The following is a 17,044-nucleotide window of genomic DNA, read 5'->3' as shown; positions in this document are numbered from 1 at the left end:
GTAAATCATTATGTCTTATAAAATCAATCAACCTTCAAAGCATAAGTTTTCTGCATTTGTTAGCTATAGGAAGAACAAACTTATTATTCAATTCCCTAGCAATATTGTGATCGCTATTGTTTTATCAATGGTGCTTCTCTTTGTTAGTGTAGATATATTTTGGGGTGTTAATTTGCCAGTATCTTTACCCGTGTCAATTATAGATGAATTATTTATAATGCCTAGAGCTTTAAATTCTTCCCGATTAAATTGTACTAAAGCACAAGGTCAAATTAGTTGCTCACTATCTGGAAATTATTTGTTTGGTAATGAAGAAAAAGTAATAAATGATAAACATGGGAGGTTACTTAAAACGACTAAAAAAACAATTGATATACTTTCAAGTTCAGACCGTTTAATTTCAAGGAATGATTTGTTAGTATTGGTTACTGAGAAAGAAGAGATTTATTTGTATATATCTCCAAATTTATTAGATAAACAAATTATCAAATTAAATAATTTTTTGTCTGATCGTAGTTCATCAAGCTTATCAATTAATGCTAACAAGTCTTATCTTTTAAATATTTGGTGTATTAGAGGTTATTCGTCTAACAACATTTTAATATGTATGATTTTGTATTTGATTATAGCTATATTAATATTGTATATACTATCTGGTAAGGTATATGTCTTTGACAAAGATATTGGCAAATTAATTGTTTTAGCATTGTGGAGAAAAAAGCACTTGCTTGAAATACAACTTAGTGAAATCAGAGCGATTAGTTTAGATAAGACTATAGAAGAATTAGGAGAAAAAACTCTGCTGATTATCACAGAGAAGAATCCTATACTATTTCTATTCTTGATGGTAATAATAAATCTTATCTTATACCAATATTATTTATTGGAACTGAATTCAAAGAATCAGAAGCTAATGAAATTGCTAATACTATACGTCTCTTCTTAAACCTTAATGCTTATCAGACAACCACAGTTAAACGTAGTATTTTTGATGATTGGTTTAATTGGTTTGAAAAACTATTTAACAAATAAATTCAGCCAAAATTATGTTTATGATAATGAATAAAGCAAGAATTATGATTGATTTAGCTTTTGATCGCCTATTTAAAAAACTCAAAACTCTGCGATCTTTATGGTTTGCAATCGGGCTTAGTTTGACTTTACTTGTCGCTTGTGGAACGATTAAAATCGACTCTTTTGAGACAGCCAGCAAAGCAATTCAAAATGATTTTTTACCTAAAATTAGAATCGAACAAGCCTTAGTTTCCGATGCGGCAGCAGCGCGATATTCTACGGATAGCATTAAAGAACCACTGCCCAAAATTGAAGACTTCCCTCTATATGCGGCTCAGCCGACCAATGATCCCAAACAAGTATATGTTGAGATTTATAGCTCTGCGGAAAAAGCTAATGCTCAAAGACAAGATGAGCGCTGGTTAGTTGACGTTGCTGAAGCTTTTAACGCGAAAAATATCACTTTAAAGTCAGGTCAGGTAGTCCGAGTAGGAGTTCGGAATATTGCATCTGGTCTAGCCGAACGGCTGATCTCTTCTAAGACGATGAAACCTGCTGCCTTCAGTCCATCCAATGATTTGTGGATTGAAATCCTCAAAAGTGATGGTGTCCCAGTCAAAGTAATTTCTCCAGCATTACAAATCAATGGTACTGGCTTTGCAGTAAGAGGTGACATTTACCAAGAACTAGCTAAAGGTGGAGAAGTAACTTTCGTTCGTTTGCTTGATGCTATCACCACAGGAAAAATGTCTATTGGCTATCCCAATCCCTATTCAAGTTCAACAGCACTCAATCTTCTCTATACAATTCTTTGGCAAGCCGCAGGACATGATCGCGATAAGCAACCCCTCACAGTCCAAGATTTAAAGGTTCCTCAAGTTAGTTCTGTATTTGATGCTTTCCAGAAGCAAGTGATCGTCACATCAGTTACAACCTTAGAACTGAAAGATATCTTTGTACGCGATCAGCAAAAGATGCAAGCTTTCCCTCTTGATGGAGTAGCTTTTACAGCTTTGAAAAAGCTCCCAGGGTTTGAGCAAGTTGCCTATATTCCCTTTGGAATACCTCATAATGCCCCTTTAGTAGGTTTTGATTGGAATACGCCTGAACAACAAGAAGGATTACAACAATTTGCCGAATTTGCAACTTCTGAATCCATGCAGAAACTTGCTTTTGCAGCTCCTGAGGTATTGGAACATTTTAAGCAAAAGAACTTTCCTGCTATTCCTTCAGGAGAAGTTCTCAAAACGGCACTTACTTTCTGGAAACAACGTAAAGATGGTGGGCGAACTGTTTATATGATGATGGTGATTGATACCAGTGGCTCGATGGCTGGCGATCGCATCAAAGCGGTTAAAGAAGGCTTACGCATTGCTACGAAAGAAATCAATGCTGGCAATCAAGTTGGTTTGATCACTTTTAGCGATCGCGTCAAGAATATAGTCAATCTATCTCCCTTCGATGCCTTGCAACATAAGCGTTTACTCGCTGCGATCAATGTACTTGAAGCTGATGGGAATACAGCTCTTTATGATGGCGCGATCGCAGGTTTAGCCCCACTCATGGAACGCCGCAAAGCTGATCCTACGGGTGTATTTCGATTGCTGTTATTAACTGATGGCGAAGTGACTACAGGATTGAAATTTGAAGAGGTCAAGGATTTGATGAAGTTTAGCGATGTGCGGATTTATCCAATCGCCTATGGCGAAGTCAATCAACAAGAACTGAAAGCGATCGCTGCTCTCCGCGAGTCAACAGTTCAAGTCGGTACGCCCCAAAACGTCCAGAACCTCCTCAAAGAAATCTTTCAAACTAATCTGTAAACCCATGAATAAACTTAATCGTAAGCTTGTGATTACTCTTGGTTTGGGATGGCTAGGATTTTGCCTTGTGGGCAGTGCGATCGCCTTTGCCTTACCACCTACCCAAATTACTATTCTCATTGATCGCAGTTTTTGCCCTCAAGACAAATGGCAAGCGATCGCTTCTGCTTACAACGATCTTTATCAGCAACACCAAAATCGCGATCTCCAAATTAAGGAAGTGATTACCTTTAGCGATATTGGACAAGAAATTTTATCGACAATTCCTGCTCCTGATGCAGTGCGATCGCTCAATACCTATGGGCGATCGAATCAAGAGCGTCAGAAGCAACTGCTATCTACCTACCCGCAATCTAAACTTCTCTCTTGTCAATCTCCATAAAAAATTTTAGGAAGTTAGGATGAGCAGGACTTCGCACCGATCATCCTCTAGAACGGGAATATTCTTTTCCTAGCTGCAACACTGTTGCATAACTGCCTGATTCTCAGAGATATAAGAGTTACGTCAGTTGAAAAGTTTTTAATAAGGTTGGAGATGTTCGATATGTACAAACAAATATCTCGCTCTCTATTTATTCCAATCATCGCAACAATTTTGCTCTCTTCTTGTGCTCTTTGGAATGGACTAATGAAAGGAAAAGAGCTTGCGGAGAGTGCTGTTGTAGAATTCCATAATCGACTGAACGCTCAGCAATGCAGTGAAATTTACGAACAAGCAGATAATCGCTTCAAGCAACAACATGAAAAAAGTGCTGCCCTTAAGGCTTGTAAAGCTATCCATGAGCGTCTGGGAAAGGTCAAAAGCTCTAACTTATTAGGATTTAATATCGAGTCCACACCTACTGAGACCTTAGCAACTCTCACATATAACACTGAGTTTACCCATGTCACTATCACCGAAGAGTTTGTGCTAGTCATAGAAGGAGATAAAGCTAGAATCGTTGGGTATAACCTGATGCAGTAGTCGTTTCAGAATTCAGCTAGTAAAAGACAAAACCGATCATTGGGGTTAAAAAATGCTTTATTTAAAGAGATATAAACTTTCCTTAGTTGCTTTTTTGTTCTCGATTTTATTTGTGATTTCCTTGTCGTTTTCGGCAATCGGCAAAGAAGGTCGCACTCAAGGGACAAACCAAATCCTGTTTAATGATTCCCACTTTCATTTGACCAACTATATTCAAAAAGGAATTAAAATAAACGATTTTCTCAATCTGCTGGGCAATAAGGTTGACAGAGTAGCAATATTTGGAATTCCCCTTCAACAAAAATGGGACTACTTCGTTGATGGTAAACGCGCTCCCGACTATTATTTACTCTCAGATACAGAACTTTATTACTATTCGTTAGTAGACGCAATGATTGCCCAAGAATATCTCAAGTTATCTCCAGATCAGCAAAAGCATTTTGACCCGATGATTACTGGTTTTAATCCTACAGATATGTATGCAACTGCTCATATTATCCGAGTCTTAAAGATGTACCCTGGAGTTTTCTCTGGAATTGGTGAATTCACAATTCATAAAGAGTTTGTCAGTGATAAGGTGGTTGGGCATACGGCAAGTTTGACTAATCCAGCTTTAGATCGAGTTTTTGCTCTAGCTGGTGATATTGGATTGGTAACTTTAATCCATTGTGATATTGACACTGTTCGACCCATTACAGGAGATAGACCCGCCTATTTTGATAATCTTAAAACTCTCTTTAAAAACCATCCAAAAACATCAATTATCTGGGCGCACAATGGTTTAGGGCGTATTGTTGCACCTAGAGAAAATCATCTAAATTTACTAGAGGAGATCTTAAAAGATCCAGATTATCAACATGTCAATTTTGATATTTCTTGGGATGAAGTAGCGAAATACTTTGTAAAAGAACCAAAAGCTACCCGTGCATTTGCAAACCTCATCAATAAGTATCCCGATCGCTTCTTGTTTGGGACAGATTCTGTTGCACCTAAGAACGAGTCAGCTTACTTTAAAACTTATAACGACTACAAACCCTTATGGAATTTACTCAATGAAGAAGCATCATTTAAAGTCAGAATTGGCAACTATCAACGGATCTTTGATGAGGCAAAAACGAAAGTTAGAGCATGGGAGAAAAATCAAATGGAGAACATTGATTCTAAATTAGAGCTTCAACAGTCGCTCCCCATACCTAAAGCTGCACTTTCTAGCAATTACCAATCGAGTTGAATCTAATCGCTAAATATCTATCCTATGGATTTGCAATGATGGTGCGATCGCCTTGACTTTATCATTTTTCGATCTCCTTGAAAACCATTGCTTGTATGCTTTTCTTGCTTTTTCAGTAAGCCCTAATTATACCAAAACATAAAATGGCTACGACATTTTGTGTTTTGAAAACCAAACCCAAATAGTGTGAGGTGGAGCTTCGCTCCACCTCACACTATTTGGGTTTGGGATGGCGACAGCTATAAGTAGCTTCCATTACAGTTAGTTTATTTTGAGGCGATCGCCTGTTCGATCTTGACTTCATTTACACAATTTCCACTTTGTCCAAATTCAGTAATATTGGCGAGTGTAGTTTCGGCAATATTCGCTAAAGCTTGGCTGGTAAAGAAAGCCTGATGTCCCGTAACAATCACATTGGGGAAAGTCAACAAGCGCTGAAATATATCATCTTGAATAACTTCATTGGATAAATCTTCAAAAAATAAGTCTGCTTCTTGCTCATATACATCAATGCCGAGATAGCCAATTGCACCTGATTTCAGACCGTTGATCGCGGCTTGAGTATCAATCAAACCACCACGACTAGTATTAATCAGCATTGTCCCAGTTTTCATCTGGGCGATCGCTTCCGCATTAACCAAATGATGTGAATCGGGAGTCAGTGGACAATGGAGCGAAATAATATCTGACTGGGCAAATAATTCTGATATTTGCACATAGGTCATTCCCATTTCTAAGCAAGCTGAGTTCTGATAAGCATCATAGCCAATTAATCTACAACCAAATCCCTGCATAATCTTGGCGAAAATTGCACCAATTCGTCCAGTTCCAATTACACCAACCGTTGCATTATGCAGATCAAAACCGAGCAATCCTTCAATGGAAAAGTTACCTTCTCTAACACGGTTATAGGCGCGATGGACTTTACGATTAAGCGATAAAATTAAAGCAACGGCATGTTCAGCAACTGCATAGGGAGAGTAAGCTGGAACGCGCACAATCGTTAATCCTAAATGTGATGCCGCCGCTAAATCTACATGGTTAAAACCTGCTGATCGCAAAGCAATTAATTTTGTACCACCTTGAGCAAGCTTCTCTAACATCTCAGCATCGAGGTAATCATTAATGAAAATACAGACCGCTGTATATCCTGCGGCTAAGGAAACAGTTTCATGGCTGAGATGACATTCAAAAAAAACTATTTCATGTTGATGCAGTTTGTTCGCAACATGAAAGGAATGGCGATCATAAGGTTTAGTGTTGAAAAAGGCGACTTTCATAAAATTTTACCATAGGGACAATTCATAAATTGCCCCTACATTTCGTTTTTTGTTTAAGTTCTATTAGTATTACTGCAAAAGAATAAAGGCTCGCTAAGCGAGCCTTTATTCTTTGAGCTTTAGAGATTAACCACCAACATTGAGAGTAGCCCTTGCAGGATCGTAGGGTTCCAATTCCACTTTAACGGGTTTCACTTTCCAGATCTCATCACAATATTCTTTGATCGTGCGATCAGAAGAGAACTTACCAGAACGAGCTACGTTGAGGATACTCATCGTCGTCCAATGTTCAATATCTTGGTAAGCATCACTAACCTTTGCCTGACAATCTGAGTAGGCTTGATAATCAGCCAACAACATATATTCGTCATGGTTTAAGAGTGAGTCAACCAGAGGCTTGAACAAGTCCTTCTCGCCAGGAGAGAAATATCCCATCGCTAGGCGATCAAGTACATTGCGAAGTTCTTCATTATTCTCGTAGTAGTAGCGAGGATTGTAACCTTCGTACTTCATCTTCTCGACTTCCGCCGCCGTTAGACCAAAGAGGAAGAAATTATCTTCGCCAACTTCTTCACGGATTTCAATATTGGCTCCATCTAAAGTGCCAATTGTCAACGCACCGTTCATTGTGAACTTCATGTTGCCAGTACCCGATGCTTCTTTACCTGCGGTAGAAATTTGCTCAGATAAGTCGGCGGCTGGATAAATCAATTGCCCAAGAGAAGCACTGAAGTTAGCAAGGAAGACAACCTTAATCCGTCCATGGACATCGGGATCACGATTGACCACATCGGCTACAGCATTAATTGCTTTGATGATCAACTTCGCCATGAAATACCCAGGAGCCGCTTTACCACCAAATACAAAGGTGCGAGGAGTCATCTTGATGTTGGGGTTTTGCTTAATCCTCAGATACAGCCCAATGATATGCAGCAGATCAAGATGCTGACGTTTGTACTCATGGATGCGCTTCACTTGGATATCAAAAATCGAGTTGACATCAACTTCTACACAATTGTGAGCCATGATGTAGTCAGCCAGCTTCTGCTTATTGGCTTGCTTGACTTGTCGCCAGCGATCGCGAAAAGCTTGATCGTCAATGAAAGCTTCAAGTTTGCGAAGCTCATCAAGATGCTTCAGCCAACTGTCACCGATTTTCTCGGTAATCAATTCGGCGAAAGCTGGGTTCGCCAATAGTACCCAACGGCGTGGGGTGACACCATTAGTTTTGTTATTAAACTTCTCTGGCCAGAGTTTATAGAAATCTCTCAAGACATCTTGTTTTAGCAATTCTGTATGCAGAGCTGCGACCCCATTGACCGCGTGACTACCAACAGTAGCAAGGTTTGCCATCCTTACCTTCTTGCCGCCGCCTTCTTCGATAATCGATAGGCGTAATAATAGTTCATTGTCATCAGGGAACCAAGTTTGCACATCTTGCAAAAAGCGATGATTGATTTCGTAAATAATCTCTAAATGGCGAGGCAGTAGGCTCTCAAATAGAGGAACACCCCATTTTTCTAGAGCTTCAGGCATGAGAGTATGGTTAGTGTAAGCAAAAGTACGTTGGGTGATTCGCCAAGCTTCATCCCAGAATAGTTCATGCTCATCAACTAGCAATCTCATCATTTCGGCGATGCTGATCGCAGGGTGCGTATCGTTTAGCTGAATCGCCGCATGATCGGGGAGATTATCCAAACGATTATATTTTTTGAGATGACGACGAATGATGTCTTGGAGTGAACAAGAAACGAAGAAGAACTGCTGCTCTAATCGCAACTGGCGACCTTGAGGGGTGTTGTCGTTGGGATAAAGAACTTTGGAAATAGTCTCTGATTTGATCTTTGTAGCCACTGCGCCATCATAGTCGCCAGAGTTAAAGGCTTGGAAGTTAAAGTCTTCGCCTGCTTCGGCTTTCCACAGACGAAGGGTATTGACGGTATTGGTTTGATAACCAGGGACGGGGGTGTCGTGAGGAATACCTTCAACGGTGAAGCTGGGAATCCAACGGGTATGAGGACGACCACGATCATCGTTGTAAACCTCAGTATGTCCACCAAATTTAACTTGTACAGTGGATTCGTAGCGCACGACTTCCCAAGGGTTGCCACACTTTAGCCATTTGTCAGGGATTTCTACCTGCCAGCCATGTTGAATTGATTGATTGAAGATCCCAAATTCGTAGCGAATGCCATAGCCCATAGCAGGAATTTCTAAAGTGGCTAGGGAATCAAGGAAGCAAGCTGCTAAACGTCCGAGACCACCGTTACCAAGTCCGGGATCGGGTTCTTGCTCTAGTACTTCGGTAAGGTCTAGTCCTGACTCTCTGACGGCTTGTTCGATCGACTCGTACAGATCAAGGTTGATCAGGCTATTACCAAGGTGTCGCCCCATCAGAAACTCGGCTGACAGGTAGTAAACAGTTTTGATGTCTTGCTCGTGGTACACCTTGAGTGTTTGCAGCCAACGTTGCAATAGGCGATCGCGTGTGGTGTATGACAACGCCATGTAATAGTCGGTGAAGTTGGCAATAATAGCGAGTTTGCCTTGTATGTAGAACAGGTTGTCGGCAAAGGCACGCTTGAGGGTTTCGATACTTAAACCTGTGCGATCGTCTTCTACCGTAATATTGCTGGTTTGATTAGCAACATTTGTTTGCATAGAATTATTCCTGAATGGTTACTTTGTCTTATTGCCGTTCTGCTGACCCTAAGGCGGAGGGTAATGCCCCTTGTCCTATCCAAGCACAAACTTTGAGTTGTTGGTCATTTATTAACTGATAATTTATGTTTGAAGGACATAATATTTACGGTTTCCTGACATTAGCTCAGTTTTTATGAAAAATTTACCTACTTATCTTTTGGAGATTATAGGGAATAGCTGCACCAGATCGCTGTCCCAATCAGCATAGTACTAGTGTTCAAAACAGTACATTTTGAGCAGCAAACATCCCAAAAGCATTGGGGGGCTATCAGCAAACTTTGATATTGTGACCAAATGAAATTATTGCTAAAGACAAAAAAAACAATCAGCACTGTTTGGTGGATTGATAACTTAATTATTGCAGTGGGTTACTTTGTATTAAGCGCATTAGTGTTGAAATTACCACAGTCTCAGCTAGGTTCTCCAGTATGGCCCCCTGCTGGACTAGCAGTTGGAGCTTTATTGTCAAGGGGGCGATCGCGATGGGTAGGAATATTTTTGGGAGCAACTATAAATAGTTTTATTACCTCTAAAGTACCTTTCCCTTTCGCTATTTTTGGCGGACTTGTACCTGCGATCGGTGCTTTAGTCTCCACCACATTAGTCATACATTTCAACAAGACAAATGATTTCTTAGGATACGTTAAACGTTTTGTCATGTTTGCTCTTGTTGTTACTTTTAGCGGAACTCTTTTGCAAGCTTTGCTAGGAGCTTTAATTGTATTTTGGGCTGGGTTAATTCCTTGGGATATATACTGGAGCGTTACTTGGGGGTGGTGGGTTGGCGATGCGATCGGAGTATTACTATTTTCGCCTCTAATTTGTGCTTGGTGGAACAAGCATTCAAGCATAAAATCCAATGATAATCCTGACAATAAATTTGACAAAAAAGAACTATTTCTATGTTTATTAATTTTAGCGATAATTTTCCGTTTAATACTGATAGAAAATCAACCAATTGAATATTTTTTATTGCCACCATTACTATGGTCTGCCTCTCGATTTGGAGCAAAAATTACAACCTTAATTGCGATGGTTGTTTCGATGGCTGCATCTGTAAGTACTGCCTATAAATTTGGAGTTTTTTATAAGGTTTCTCAAGAGAGTAACTCTCTCATATTCTTGCAGTTGTTTATGGGGGTAATGTTAATTACTACAATTGCAGTCTTAGCCTTAGTTGCTGAAAACAATCGAGCCTCAGAAAAACTACAGGAACAAGTTATCCTTAAAGATAAAGCTTATACTCAGTTAGATCAAATTAACAGAAATCTTGAAAATATTATTGATGAGCGTACCAGAGAATTAATAAAAGCTAATCAAGAAATTAATTCTCTAAATCAACGATTAACTGTAGAAAATTATCGAATGAGTTCCGAGTTAGCAGTTACTCGCAAGCTACAGGAGATGATCTTACCAAGAAAAAAAGAATTAAATAGTATTAAAGAATTAGATATTGTGGGATTTATGGAGCCTGCGGATGAAGTGGGTGGTGATTATTATGATGTTTTACAGCGGAATGGGCGAATCAAAATCGGCATTGGGGATGTTACTGGACATGGCTTAGAAAGTGGCGTAATCATGATTATGGTACAAACTGCGATCCGAACCTTACTAATTAATGGAGAAGGAAATGCTGTTAAATTTTTATCTACGGTTAATCAAACAATCTATGAAAATCTTCAACGCATGAATTGCGATAAGAGTTTAAGTCTGATTCTTATGGATTATCATGACAATAAACTCTATATAAGTGGACAGCATGAAAGTGTAATTGTAGTTCGGTTAAATGGGGAGATAGAAATTATTGATACAGACTCTCTAGGATTTCCAATTGGATTAACTGATGAGATTACTGAATTTATCTTTGAGTTGGAAATCCACTTAGATTTGGGAGATATAGTCTTGTTATATACTGATGGTATTCCTGAAGCTGAGAACCCAAGTAAACAACATTATGGGCTAAACCGATTAATCCAAGTAATTAGTGAATCACATAAACAACCTATTGATCAAATCAGAGAAGTTATAATAAAAGATGTCCGTGAATTTATTGGATCGCACAAAGTTCTTGATGATATTACTTTTATGGTTATAAAGCGTAAAATCTAGTCTATAAACCCAAAATACAAGTAGCGCCGCTACTTGTATTTTGGGTCTTGATTTGTCTATTTAACGTGAGTTTGATGTAGGCATTTGTGTCGTGCTTTGCTTGACGAAAGCGGAAAGTGGTAAGAACCACTTAGCAATTCTTACCATTTTTCGCTTTCATCGAACTGACGTTATTTTATTGCTATATGGATAATGTTTGTAGCCATTGCCGAAACTCTCGTCGCAATACACTTATCGGCTTATTCTTACTTTTTTCTAAAAACAAAGAAATTCCTTCAATGACTGGCACTGATGGGAAAGATTTACTAACAGAAGAGTTAAGGTATTTACCATCTTCAAATACGCTAATCTCTAGTTTCCCATTGTTATATCGCCAGATTTCTGGTGTAGCTAAAGCTTCATAAGCACTGATCTGGGTAATTGAAGTTAAGTCCACCTCGATCGCTAAATCAGGTACGGGATCAATATCAAGATTTAGGCGTAGTTTACCAATCATCGCTTGGTAGTTTTGAATATAAAAGCAGTCGTCAGGCTCAATCCCCGCTTGCATTTTTTTACTTTTAAAAGTCGTCGATCCTAAAGATTCCCACTCCAAATCTAGTTCTTCTAACAAAACAACTAATAAATTTGAAATCAAAACCTTAGCGCGTTCATGCTCTGGCAATGGCATCCGAATTTCCAATACTCCTTTGTAATAAGCAATTAGTGAGTGACGATGCTCGCCTAAATCTTCGAGAATGTCTTCAAATTCTTGCCAGTTAATATCTTCAAGGGTGACTCGTTGCCCTTGATCTAGCTGAATTTGCGAGATCGCGATTTTGACTGGCATGACAGAAATCTCCAAACCATGAATTTTGAGCGCGTGTAGCGTTTTGCGCTTCCCTCAGTTTAGCAAAAGCCAAGCACCACTAAGCTTTTGCTAAACTGACTCATATAGAAAAATTTTTAGATATTTTTAAAGACATTGATATTTATGCCTAAAACAGCCAGTAATTCGGGTAATCCGATCGCCCAAAACCCGATCGCTTTAGTCTGGCATCGACGGGATTTGCGAATTGATGACAATCCTGCGCTGAGTGAGGCGATCGCGCAAGTAGGCGATCAGGGGATCGTGCTGGGGGTATTCATTTTCGATCCTGATATTCTCGACGATGGTGTGACCGAAGGTAGCAAGGTTGACTTTATGCTGGGTTGCTTGCGGGAGTTGCAAGCTAATTATCGGCGGTTGGGCAGTGATTTGTTATTTATGTATGGTCAGCCTGTAAATTCGATTTGTGAATTAGCCAAGGCGGTTAAGGCAAGTCATGTCTTTTTTAATCAAGATGTTGAACCATTTGCGATTAAACGCGATCGCGAAGCAACTAATGCCCTGCAAGAATTAGGAATTAAAGTTCAAAGTTTTATAGATATTGGTTTGATTGCTCCCGATGCGATCGCTACCCAAGCAGGAGAACCTTACAAGGTTTACACTCCTTTTTGGCGCAATTGGCAAGCTAAGCCAAAGCCTAAACCCTTTGATGCACCTCAGAAATTAACAGGTTTAGCTAGTTATGAGCATCTGCCTGTAATGGCTTTGCCAAGTTTGCGGGAACTCAAATTTATCAATGACATCACTTTACCGAAAGCTGGTGAAGCCGCAGCTATGGAGCTTTTAGAAGCTTTTTGTGATGGCAATGGGATCTTGCGCTATCAAACTGAACGGGATTTTCCTGCCCATGCGGGTACATCGACCCTTAGCCCACATTTGCGGTTTGGGACTGTAGGGATTAGAAGGGTTTGGGAAAAGGCGACCGCGGCTGAGCAGCTTGTCCGTAGTGAAGAGGAAGCCACGGGGATCACTACATGGAAACAAGAACTTGCATGGCGCGAATTTTATCAGCATGTGCTGTTTTACTTCCCTGAACTCGAAACAGGAGCCTATCGTCCGCAGATGCGAAATTTCCCTTGGGATGATGATGAGGAAAAATTTATAGCTTGGTGTGAAGGTCGTACAGGCTATCCGATTATTGATGCAGCGATGCGCCAGCTTAATCAAACAGGCTGGATGCATAACCGTTGTCGGATGATCGTTGCTAGCTTTCTAACAAAAGATTTGATCATTAATTGGCAATGGGGCGAACGCTATTTTATGCAGAAATTACTAGATGGTGATCTAGCGGCAAATAATGGTGGATGGCAATGGAGTGCCTCTAGTGGCATGGACCCAAAACCTTTGCGGATTTTTAATCCTGCCTCGCAAGCTCGTAAATATGATCCTGAAGGTGAGTATATTTTGCGCTGGTTACCTGAATTACAAGGCTTAACGACTGCCGAACTTTTAAGTGGCAATATTCCGCCACATCAATGTAAAAAACGTGATTACCCTTTGCCAATAGTCGATCACAGTATTCAGCAGCAAAAGTTTAAGCAGATCTATAAAGATTGCAAAGCTAGCCCCTAAGCTCAGAATTAGCCCAGCACTCAAGTGCGGGCTAAAAGCTCAAGTCTGCTGAAGCAGACTAAAAAAAATTTTCCGTAACCCGTTTCAACGGGTTTTAGCTTTTAGCCAGCACTTGAGTGCTGGACTTGAGTGCTGGACTACTCTGCGCGATCGCAAATGCATCTCTGCACAAATTGCTCAACTTTCGATAGATCTTTATCCCCAGCAGCACGTTCGACCCCACTGGATACATCTAAACCATTTGGATTTACCAAAGCGATCGCCTCAGTCACATTTTCAGGAGATAGTCCTCCTGCTAACCACCAGTCACAATTGGGACGAAAATCGCGCAACATCTGCCAATCCAGAGTTTTACCAGTACCTCCAGCCATATGTGGATCGTAAGCATCAAGTAAAATTGCATCAACTACACTACTAAAAAGATGTGCTTGCTCTAAACCCGCTTGATCCTTGACTCGCAATGCTTTAATCAGCTTGATTTTCGGGTTAATAATGTTGAGATGCGATCGCATCTGATCACAAAACTCTGGAGATTCATCCCCATGTAACTGCACCGCATTTAGTCCAGCTAGCGTAACGATTTCACAAATTTCACTAAAACTTGCATTCAGAAATACGCCAATCAAGTCTAGTGAGGCAAATTGGGGACTACCCCCCACATTCTCCGACTGAGCAACGAGTAAACTAGAGGTGATTTGAGCAATTGCAGTTGCACTGATATATCGTGGTGAAGCCCTTACACAAATAAATCCCAGTGCATTTACACCCATTTGAGCGATCGCTTGTGCTTGATCGAGTTTCGTAATCCCACAAATTTTGATATACATACACAAGAACTTAATTCCATGACAGAGTATTCATCCTATCTAAAGTCTATGCAATCCCATCAAAAACTAGGTCAGAAATTAGGCAAGAAAATCGTGACAAAACTTTCCGCAGGATCAGCGATGTTTATGGCGATCGCGATCGCTTGCTGTACACCAACGCTCCCAGCCCGAGCCGCCCTATTTGATGGACCAGTTGATCGATTACCTTCGATCCAGCGTGATTCTCTGCGTAAGGGGCAAACTGTAGTCACAGGTAGTAATGGTAAATATGTAGCGCGTGTATTAATCACCGCCTCAACTGATGCAGTTTGGCGAGTTTTGACCGACTATGCTAATCTCTACAAATTTATTCCCAACATGACTTCTAGTAAAATTCTTGAAAGTCGTGGTAATCGCAAGGTGATCGAGCAAGTAGATTCACGTCAAGTCTTTTTAGTTTCGATTGTCTCGCGTACTAAACTTGCCATTCAGGAGACCGATCGCAAACAAATTGATTTTCGACTTGTTGATGGGGATCTTGCCAAAATGGAAGGATATTGGAAAATAGAACCTGTCTCTACCGTGCCACGTCGTCCACCTACTCAAATTTTGATTACTTACACTGTTAATGCTCAGCCCAAGGGTGGTACACCTACTGACGCTTTTTATAGCATTTTCAAAGAAGCTTTAGATGACACCTTGCAAGCTATTAAGCAAGAAGTTGCAAGTAGAAATAGATAATCAAAACAAGACAGAATTTGCATAGTAAATTCTGTCTTGTTCTCAAATCATTAATCTTCATAATTAATCACATGATCGAGCCGATTGGATACATATTAGGAACCAAAGATGCAACCCCGCTTGAGTTTTGGGTAGCCGTAAGTGATGGCAAAGTCCTTCGTCTCGATGATGTTGTGCAAGTAAAAACCGATCGCCCCGACAAAAAGGGCATCGTCAACTTTTATGGTGTGGTCGATCATGTGAGAACGATCCATGAAGGAACCCAATTTGATACGGATACATTTCTGGTTACTACTGGCAGTATGCCTGTGAATGTGTCCTATGCCGCGCATATTCAAGTCACACGCATTGAGCCTGAAGAATATTTACCACCACAACCGAGCGATGCTGTCTATTTAGCCGAAGATGAGAATCTCCGATTTGCGCTAAATTTCGATGGCATGGAGCAACGCATCTCCGCAGGAGTTATGCGAAATGGAAGTCCAGCCTATTTGAACTATGAATTTATTGATGGCACAAAGGGCGCTCATGTCAATATTTCAGGGATTTCAGGGGTAGCAACGAAGACTTCTTTTGCTTTGTTTTTACTACATTCTATTTTTAATTCGGCGGCTTTGGGTTCTAAGAGAGCGAATACAAAAGCACTCATTTTTAATGTCAAAGGGGAAGATTTATTTTTCTTAGATAAACCCAACAATAAAATGCGAGAGGAAGATCGCCATACCTATCATGCCCTTGATTTGCCTGTAGAGCCATTTAGGGATGTAAGATTTTGTGTTGCGCCCAAGAAAAATACCCAAGAAATAGAACCACACCTCGATCAGCGTTCCGATAATATTTCCGCCTATGTGTGGGGAATGCGTGAATTTTGTCGCGATCGCTTATTTCGCTTTTTATTTGCAGGAGATGATCTCGAACGCGGAAATATTGGCTTTCTGGCTAGCATTGTTGAAGAGCGCCTAGCCAGACTAGCGATGGATAATGATAAATATGATAGGAAGCTAGGATTTTTACCTAGAGCTAGTCTGGATTTAGATGATGCCTATGGGGAAGATGGCAAAGATAAGGTAGAAACATTTCGGGATTTAATTTTATTTCTTGAAGATAAATTAGTAGAAAATGCAGATCAGAAATGGCTTGGTCGCAATACACCTGCAACAGCCGAAGCCCTAACTAGACGTTTATGGGGTATTGCTGACGAAATGGGGCATTTGATTCGTGGTGATCTCCCTGCGGAGGAGTTGCAAAAATATCAACTCGATCCACTAGCGGCGGAATATCAGTTAACGATCGCTGATATCAACAAGCTCGGCAGCAAAGCTCAAAAGTTTGTGGTGGGTGTATTGCTTCAAAAGCTCTTCATGGAAAAGGAAAAGCGCGGTCAATATCCTGTAGTTTTCATTGTTCTTGATGAGTTGAATAAATATGCACCTAAGGAAGGTCGTAGCCCTATTAAAGACTTGCTAGTGGAAATTGCGGAGCGGGGGCGATCGCTTGGCATTATCTTAATCGGCGCACAACAAACTGCTTCAGAAGTAGAACGTCGTGTGGTCGGACAGGCGGCAGTGCGCGTAGTTGGTCGTCTTGACTCTGCCGAAGTGGAACGACCTGAATATAACTTTTTGACTGGAGCTTGTCGGAAGCGATCGCTATTATTAAAATCTGGCAGTATGTTTATCCATCAGCCTGAAGTTCCATCCCCATTACTGGTTGGATTTCCTTTCCCTGCCTATGCAACGAGGTTGCGAGAAGTCCAAATTAATGAAGTGGAAGAAAAAGTTCTAAAAAGTAAAGTGAAGCGACTTTAAGCAATTGCTGTAATCTATATGATTTACGCAAATAACCCAAGAACTCAAGTTCTTGGCTAAAAGCTCAAGTCCACTGAAGTGGACTACAGAATACTATAAATTAACCCGTTTCAACGGGTTTGAGC

13 protein-coding genes are annotated in these 17,044 nt (G+C 40.4%); 9 read left to right on the top strand and 4 right to left on the bottom strand.

Annotated features, from left to right (window positions below):
• The first annotated feature begins 10 nt into the window (after positions 1 to 10).
• The 5 genes from ABM313_RS02750 to ABM313_RS02730 all read left to right on the top strand — a co-directional run bounded on the left by ABM313_RS02750 (position 11) and on the right by ABM313_RS02730 (position 5,032).
• The gene (locus ABM313_RS02750) at positions 11 to 946 is read left to right on the top strand and encodes a hypothetical protein (RefSeq protein ID WP_434686177.1); all 936 of its coding nucleotides are present in this window, start codon (positions 11 to 13) and stop codon (positions 944 to 946) included.
• A gap of 130 nt (positions 947 to 1,076) precedes the next feature.
• Complete coding sequence (locus ABM313_RS02745) at positions 1,077 to 2,837, top strand: vWA domain-containing protein (protein ID WP_434686176.1); 1,761 nt, start codon at positions 1,077 to 1,079, stop codon at positions 2,835 to 2,837.
• Between the two features lie 4 nt (positions 2,838 to 2,841).
• The gene (locus ABM313_RS02740) at positions 2,842 to 3,219 is read left to right on the top strand and encodes a hypothetical protein (RefSeq protein ID WP_434686175.1); all 378 of its coding nucleotides are present in this window, start codon (positions 2,842 to 2,844) and stop codon (positions 3,217 to 3,219) included.
• Between the two features lie 162 nt (positions 3,220 to 3,381).
• Positions 3,382 to 3,801, top strand: a complete 420-nt coding sequence (locus tag ABM313_RS02735) for a DUF4019 domain-containing protein (protein ID WP_434686174.1) — start codon at positions 3,382 to 3,384, stop codon at positions 3,799 to 3,801.
• Positions 3,802 to 3,853: 52 nt separating this feature from the next.
• Positions 3,854 to 5,032, top strand: coding sequence for an amidohydrolase family protein (locus ABM313_RS02730; protein WP_434686173.1), 1,179 nt, complete (start codon positions 3,854 to 3,856; stop codon positions 5,030 to 5,032).
• A 266-nt stretch (positions 5,033 to 5,298) separates the two neighbouring features.
• Here ABM313_RS02730 and ABM313_RS02725 read toward each other — a convergent pair whose 3' ends face one another.
• Together ABM313_RS02725 and ABM313_RS02720 are read right to left on the bottom strand one after the other, a co-directional pair.
• Positions 5,299 to 6,312, bottom strand: coding sequence for a 2-hydroxyacid dehydrogenase (locus ABM313_RS02725; protein ID WP_434686171.1), 1,014 nt, complete (start codon positions 6,310 to 6,312; stop codon positions 5,299 to 5,301).
• Positions 6,313 to 6,438: 126 nt separating this feature from the next.
• The gene (locus ABM313_RS02720; RefSeq protein WP_434686169.1) at positions 6,439 to 8,973 is read right to left on the bottom strand and encodes a glycogen/starch/alpha-glucan phosphorylase; all 2,535 of its coding nucleotides are present in this window, start codon (positions 8,971 to 8,973) and stop codon (positions 6,439 to 6,441) included.
• A gap of 336 nt (positions 8,974 to 9,309) precedes the next feature.
• On the opposite strand from ABM313_RS02720, the gene ABM313_RS02715 reads away from it, so the two are divergent.
• The gene (locus tag ABM313_RS02715; RefSeq protein WP_434686168.1) at positions 9,310 to 11,124 is read left to right on the top strand and encodes a SpoIIE family protein phosphatase; all 1,815 of its coding nucleotides are present in this window, start codon (positions 9,310 to 9,312) and stop codon (positions 11,122 to 11,124) included.
• 181 nt (positions 11,125 to 11,305) lie between these two features.
• Here ABM313_RS02715 and ABM313_RS02710 read toward each other — a convergent pair whose 3' ends face one another.
• A complete protein-coding gene (locus ABM313_RS02710; RefSeq protein ID WP_434686167.1) occupies positions 11,306 to 11,953 on the bottom strand; it encodes a Uma2 family endonuclease in 648 nt (215 codons plus the stop codon).
• A gap of 144 nt (positions 11,954 to 12,097) precedes the next feature.
• Between ABM313_RS02710 and ABM313_RS02705 the strand changes: the two genes are divergently transcribed.
• Entirely contained in the window at positions 12,098 to 13,564 is a 1,467-nt protein-coding gene (locus ABM313_RS02705) for a cryptochrome/photolyase family protein (RefSeq protein WP_434686165.1), read from the top strand.
• A gap of 137 nt (positions 13,565 to 13,701) precedes the next feature.
• Here the strand turns inward: ABM313_RS02705 and ABM313_RS02700 are convergent, their stop codons facing one another.
• Positions 13,702 to 14,391 carry a phosphoribosylanthranilate isomerase gene (locus ABM313_RS02700; protein ID WP_434686164.1) on the bottom strand — a complete coding sequence of 230 codons (690 nt, stop codon included), beginning with the start codon at positions 14,389 to 14,391 and terminating at the stop codon, positions 13,702 to 13,704.
• 18 nt (positions 14,392 to 14,409) lie between these two features.
• Between ABM313_RS02700 and ABM313_RS02695 the strand changes: the two genes are divergently transcribed.
• Together ABM313_RS02695 and ABM313_RS02690 are read left to right on the top strand one after the other, a co-directional pair.
• Positions 14,410 to 15,111, top strand: a complete 702-nt coding sequence (locus tag ABM313_RS02695) for an SRPBCC family protein (protein ID WP_434686162.1) — start codon at positions 14,410 to 14,412, stop codon at positions 15,109 to 15,111.
• Between the two features lie 71 nt (positions 15,112 to 15,182).
• Positions 15,183 to 16,919, top strand: coding sequence for an ATP-binding protein (locus ABM313_RS02690; RefSeq protein WP_434686161.1), 1,737 nt, complete (start codon positions 15,183 to 15,185; stop codon positions 16,917 to 16,919).
• Positions 16,920 to 17,044 lie beyond the last annotated feature (125 nt).

Source organism: Pseudanabaena minima str. Chao 2107, from assembly GCF_051131155.1.
In the GTDB taxonomy this organism is placed as follows: Bacteria; Cyanobacteriota; Cyanobacteriia; order Pseudanabaenales; family Pseudanabaenaceae; genus Pseudanabaena; species Pseudanabaena minima.
Note: the sequence above shows the minus strand (reverse complement) of the source record. Positions and strands in the feature narration are given on the sequence as shown.

What these genes read in the sequence shown, in the direction of transcription:
- ABM313_RS02730 (WP_434686173.1), top strand. Translation starts at nt 3,854, where the DNA reads ATGCTTTATTTAAAGAGATATAAACTTTCCTTAGTTGCTTTTTTGTTC.
- ABM313_RS02695 (WP_434686162.1), top strand. Translation starts at nt 14,410, where the DNA reads ATGACAGAGTATTCATCCTATCTAAAGTCTATGCAATCCCATCAAAAA.
- ABM313_RS02710 (WP_434686167.1), bottom strand. Translation starts at nt 11,953, where the DNA reads ATGCCAGTCAAAATCGCGATCTCGCAAATTCAGCTAGATCAAGGGCAA.
- ABM313_RS02750 (WP_434686177.1), top strand. Translation starts at nt 11, where the DNA reads ATGTCTTATAAAATCAATCAACCTTCAAAGCATAAGTTTTCTGCATTT.
- ABM313_RS02700 (WP_434686164.1), bottom strand. Translation starts at nt 14,391, where the DNA reads ATGTATATCAAAATTTGTGGGATTACGAAACTCGATCAAGCACAAGCG.
- ABM313_RS02725 (WP_434686171.1), bottom strand. Translation starts at nt 6,312, where the DNA reads ATGAAAGTCGCCTTTTTCAACACTAAACCTTATGATCGCCATTCCTTT.
- ABM313_RS02735 (WP_434686174.1), top strand. Translation starts at nt 3,382, where the DNA reads ATGTACAAACAAATATCTCGCTCTCTATTTATTCCAATCATCGCAACA.
- ABM313_RS02690 (WP_434686161.1), top strand. Translation starts at nt 15,183, where the DNA reads ATGATCGAGCCGATTGGATACATATTAGGAACCAAAGATGCAACCCCG.
- ABM313_RS02720 (WP_434686169.1), bottom strand. Translation starts at nt 8,973, where the DNA reads ATGCAAACAAATGTTGCTAATCAAACCAGCAATATTACGGTAGAAGAC.
- ABM313_RS02705 (WP_434686165.1), top strand. Translation starts at nt 12,098, where the DNA reads ATGCCTAAAACAGCCAGTAATTCGGGTAATCCGATCGCCCAAAACCCG.
- ABM313_RS02745 (WP_434686176.1), top strand. Translation starts at nt 1,077, where the DNA reads ATGATTGATTTAGCTTTTGATCGCCTATTTAAAAAACTCAAAACTCTG.
- ABM313_RS02715 (WP_434686168.1), top strand. Translation starts at nt 9,310, where the DNA reads ATGAAATTATTGCTAAAGACAAAAAAAACAATCAGCACTGTTTGGTGG.
- ABM313_RS02740 (WP_434686175.1), top strand. Translation starts at nt 2,842, where the DNA reads ATGAATAAACTTAATCGTAAGCTTGTGATTACTCTTGGTTTGGGATGG.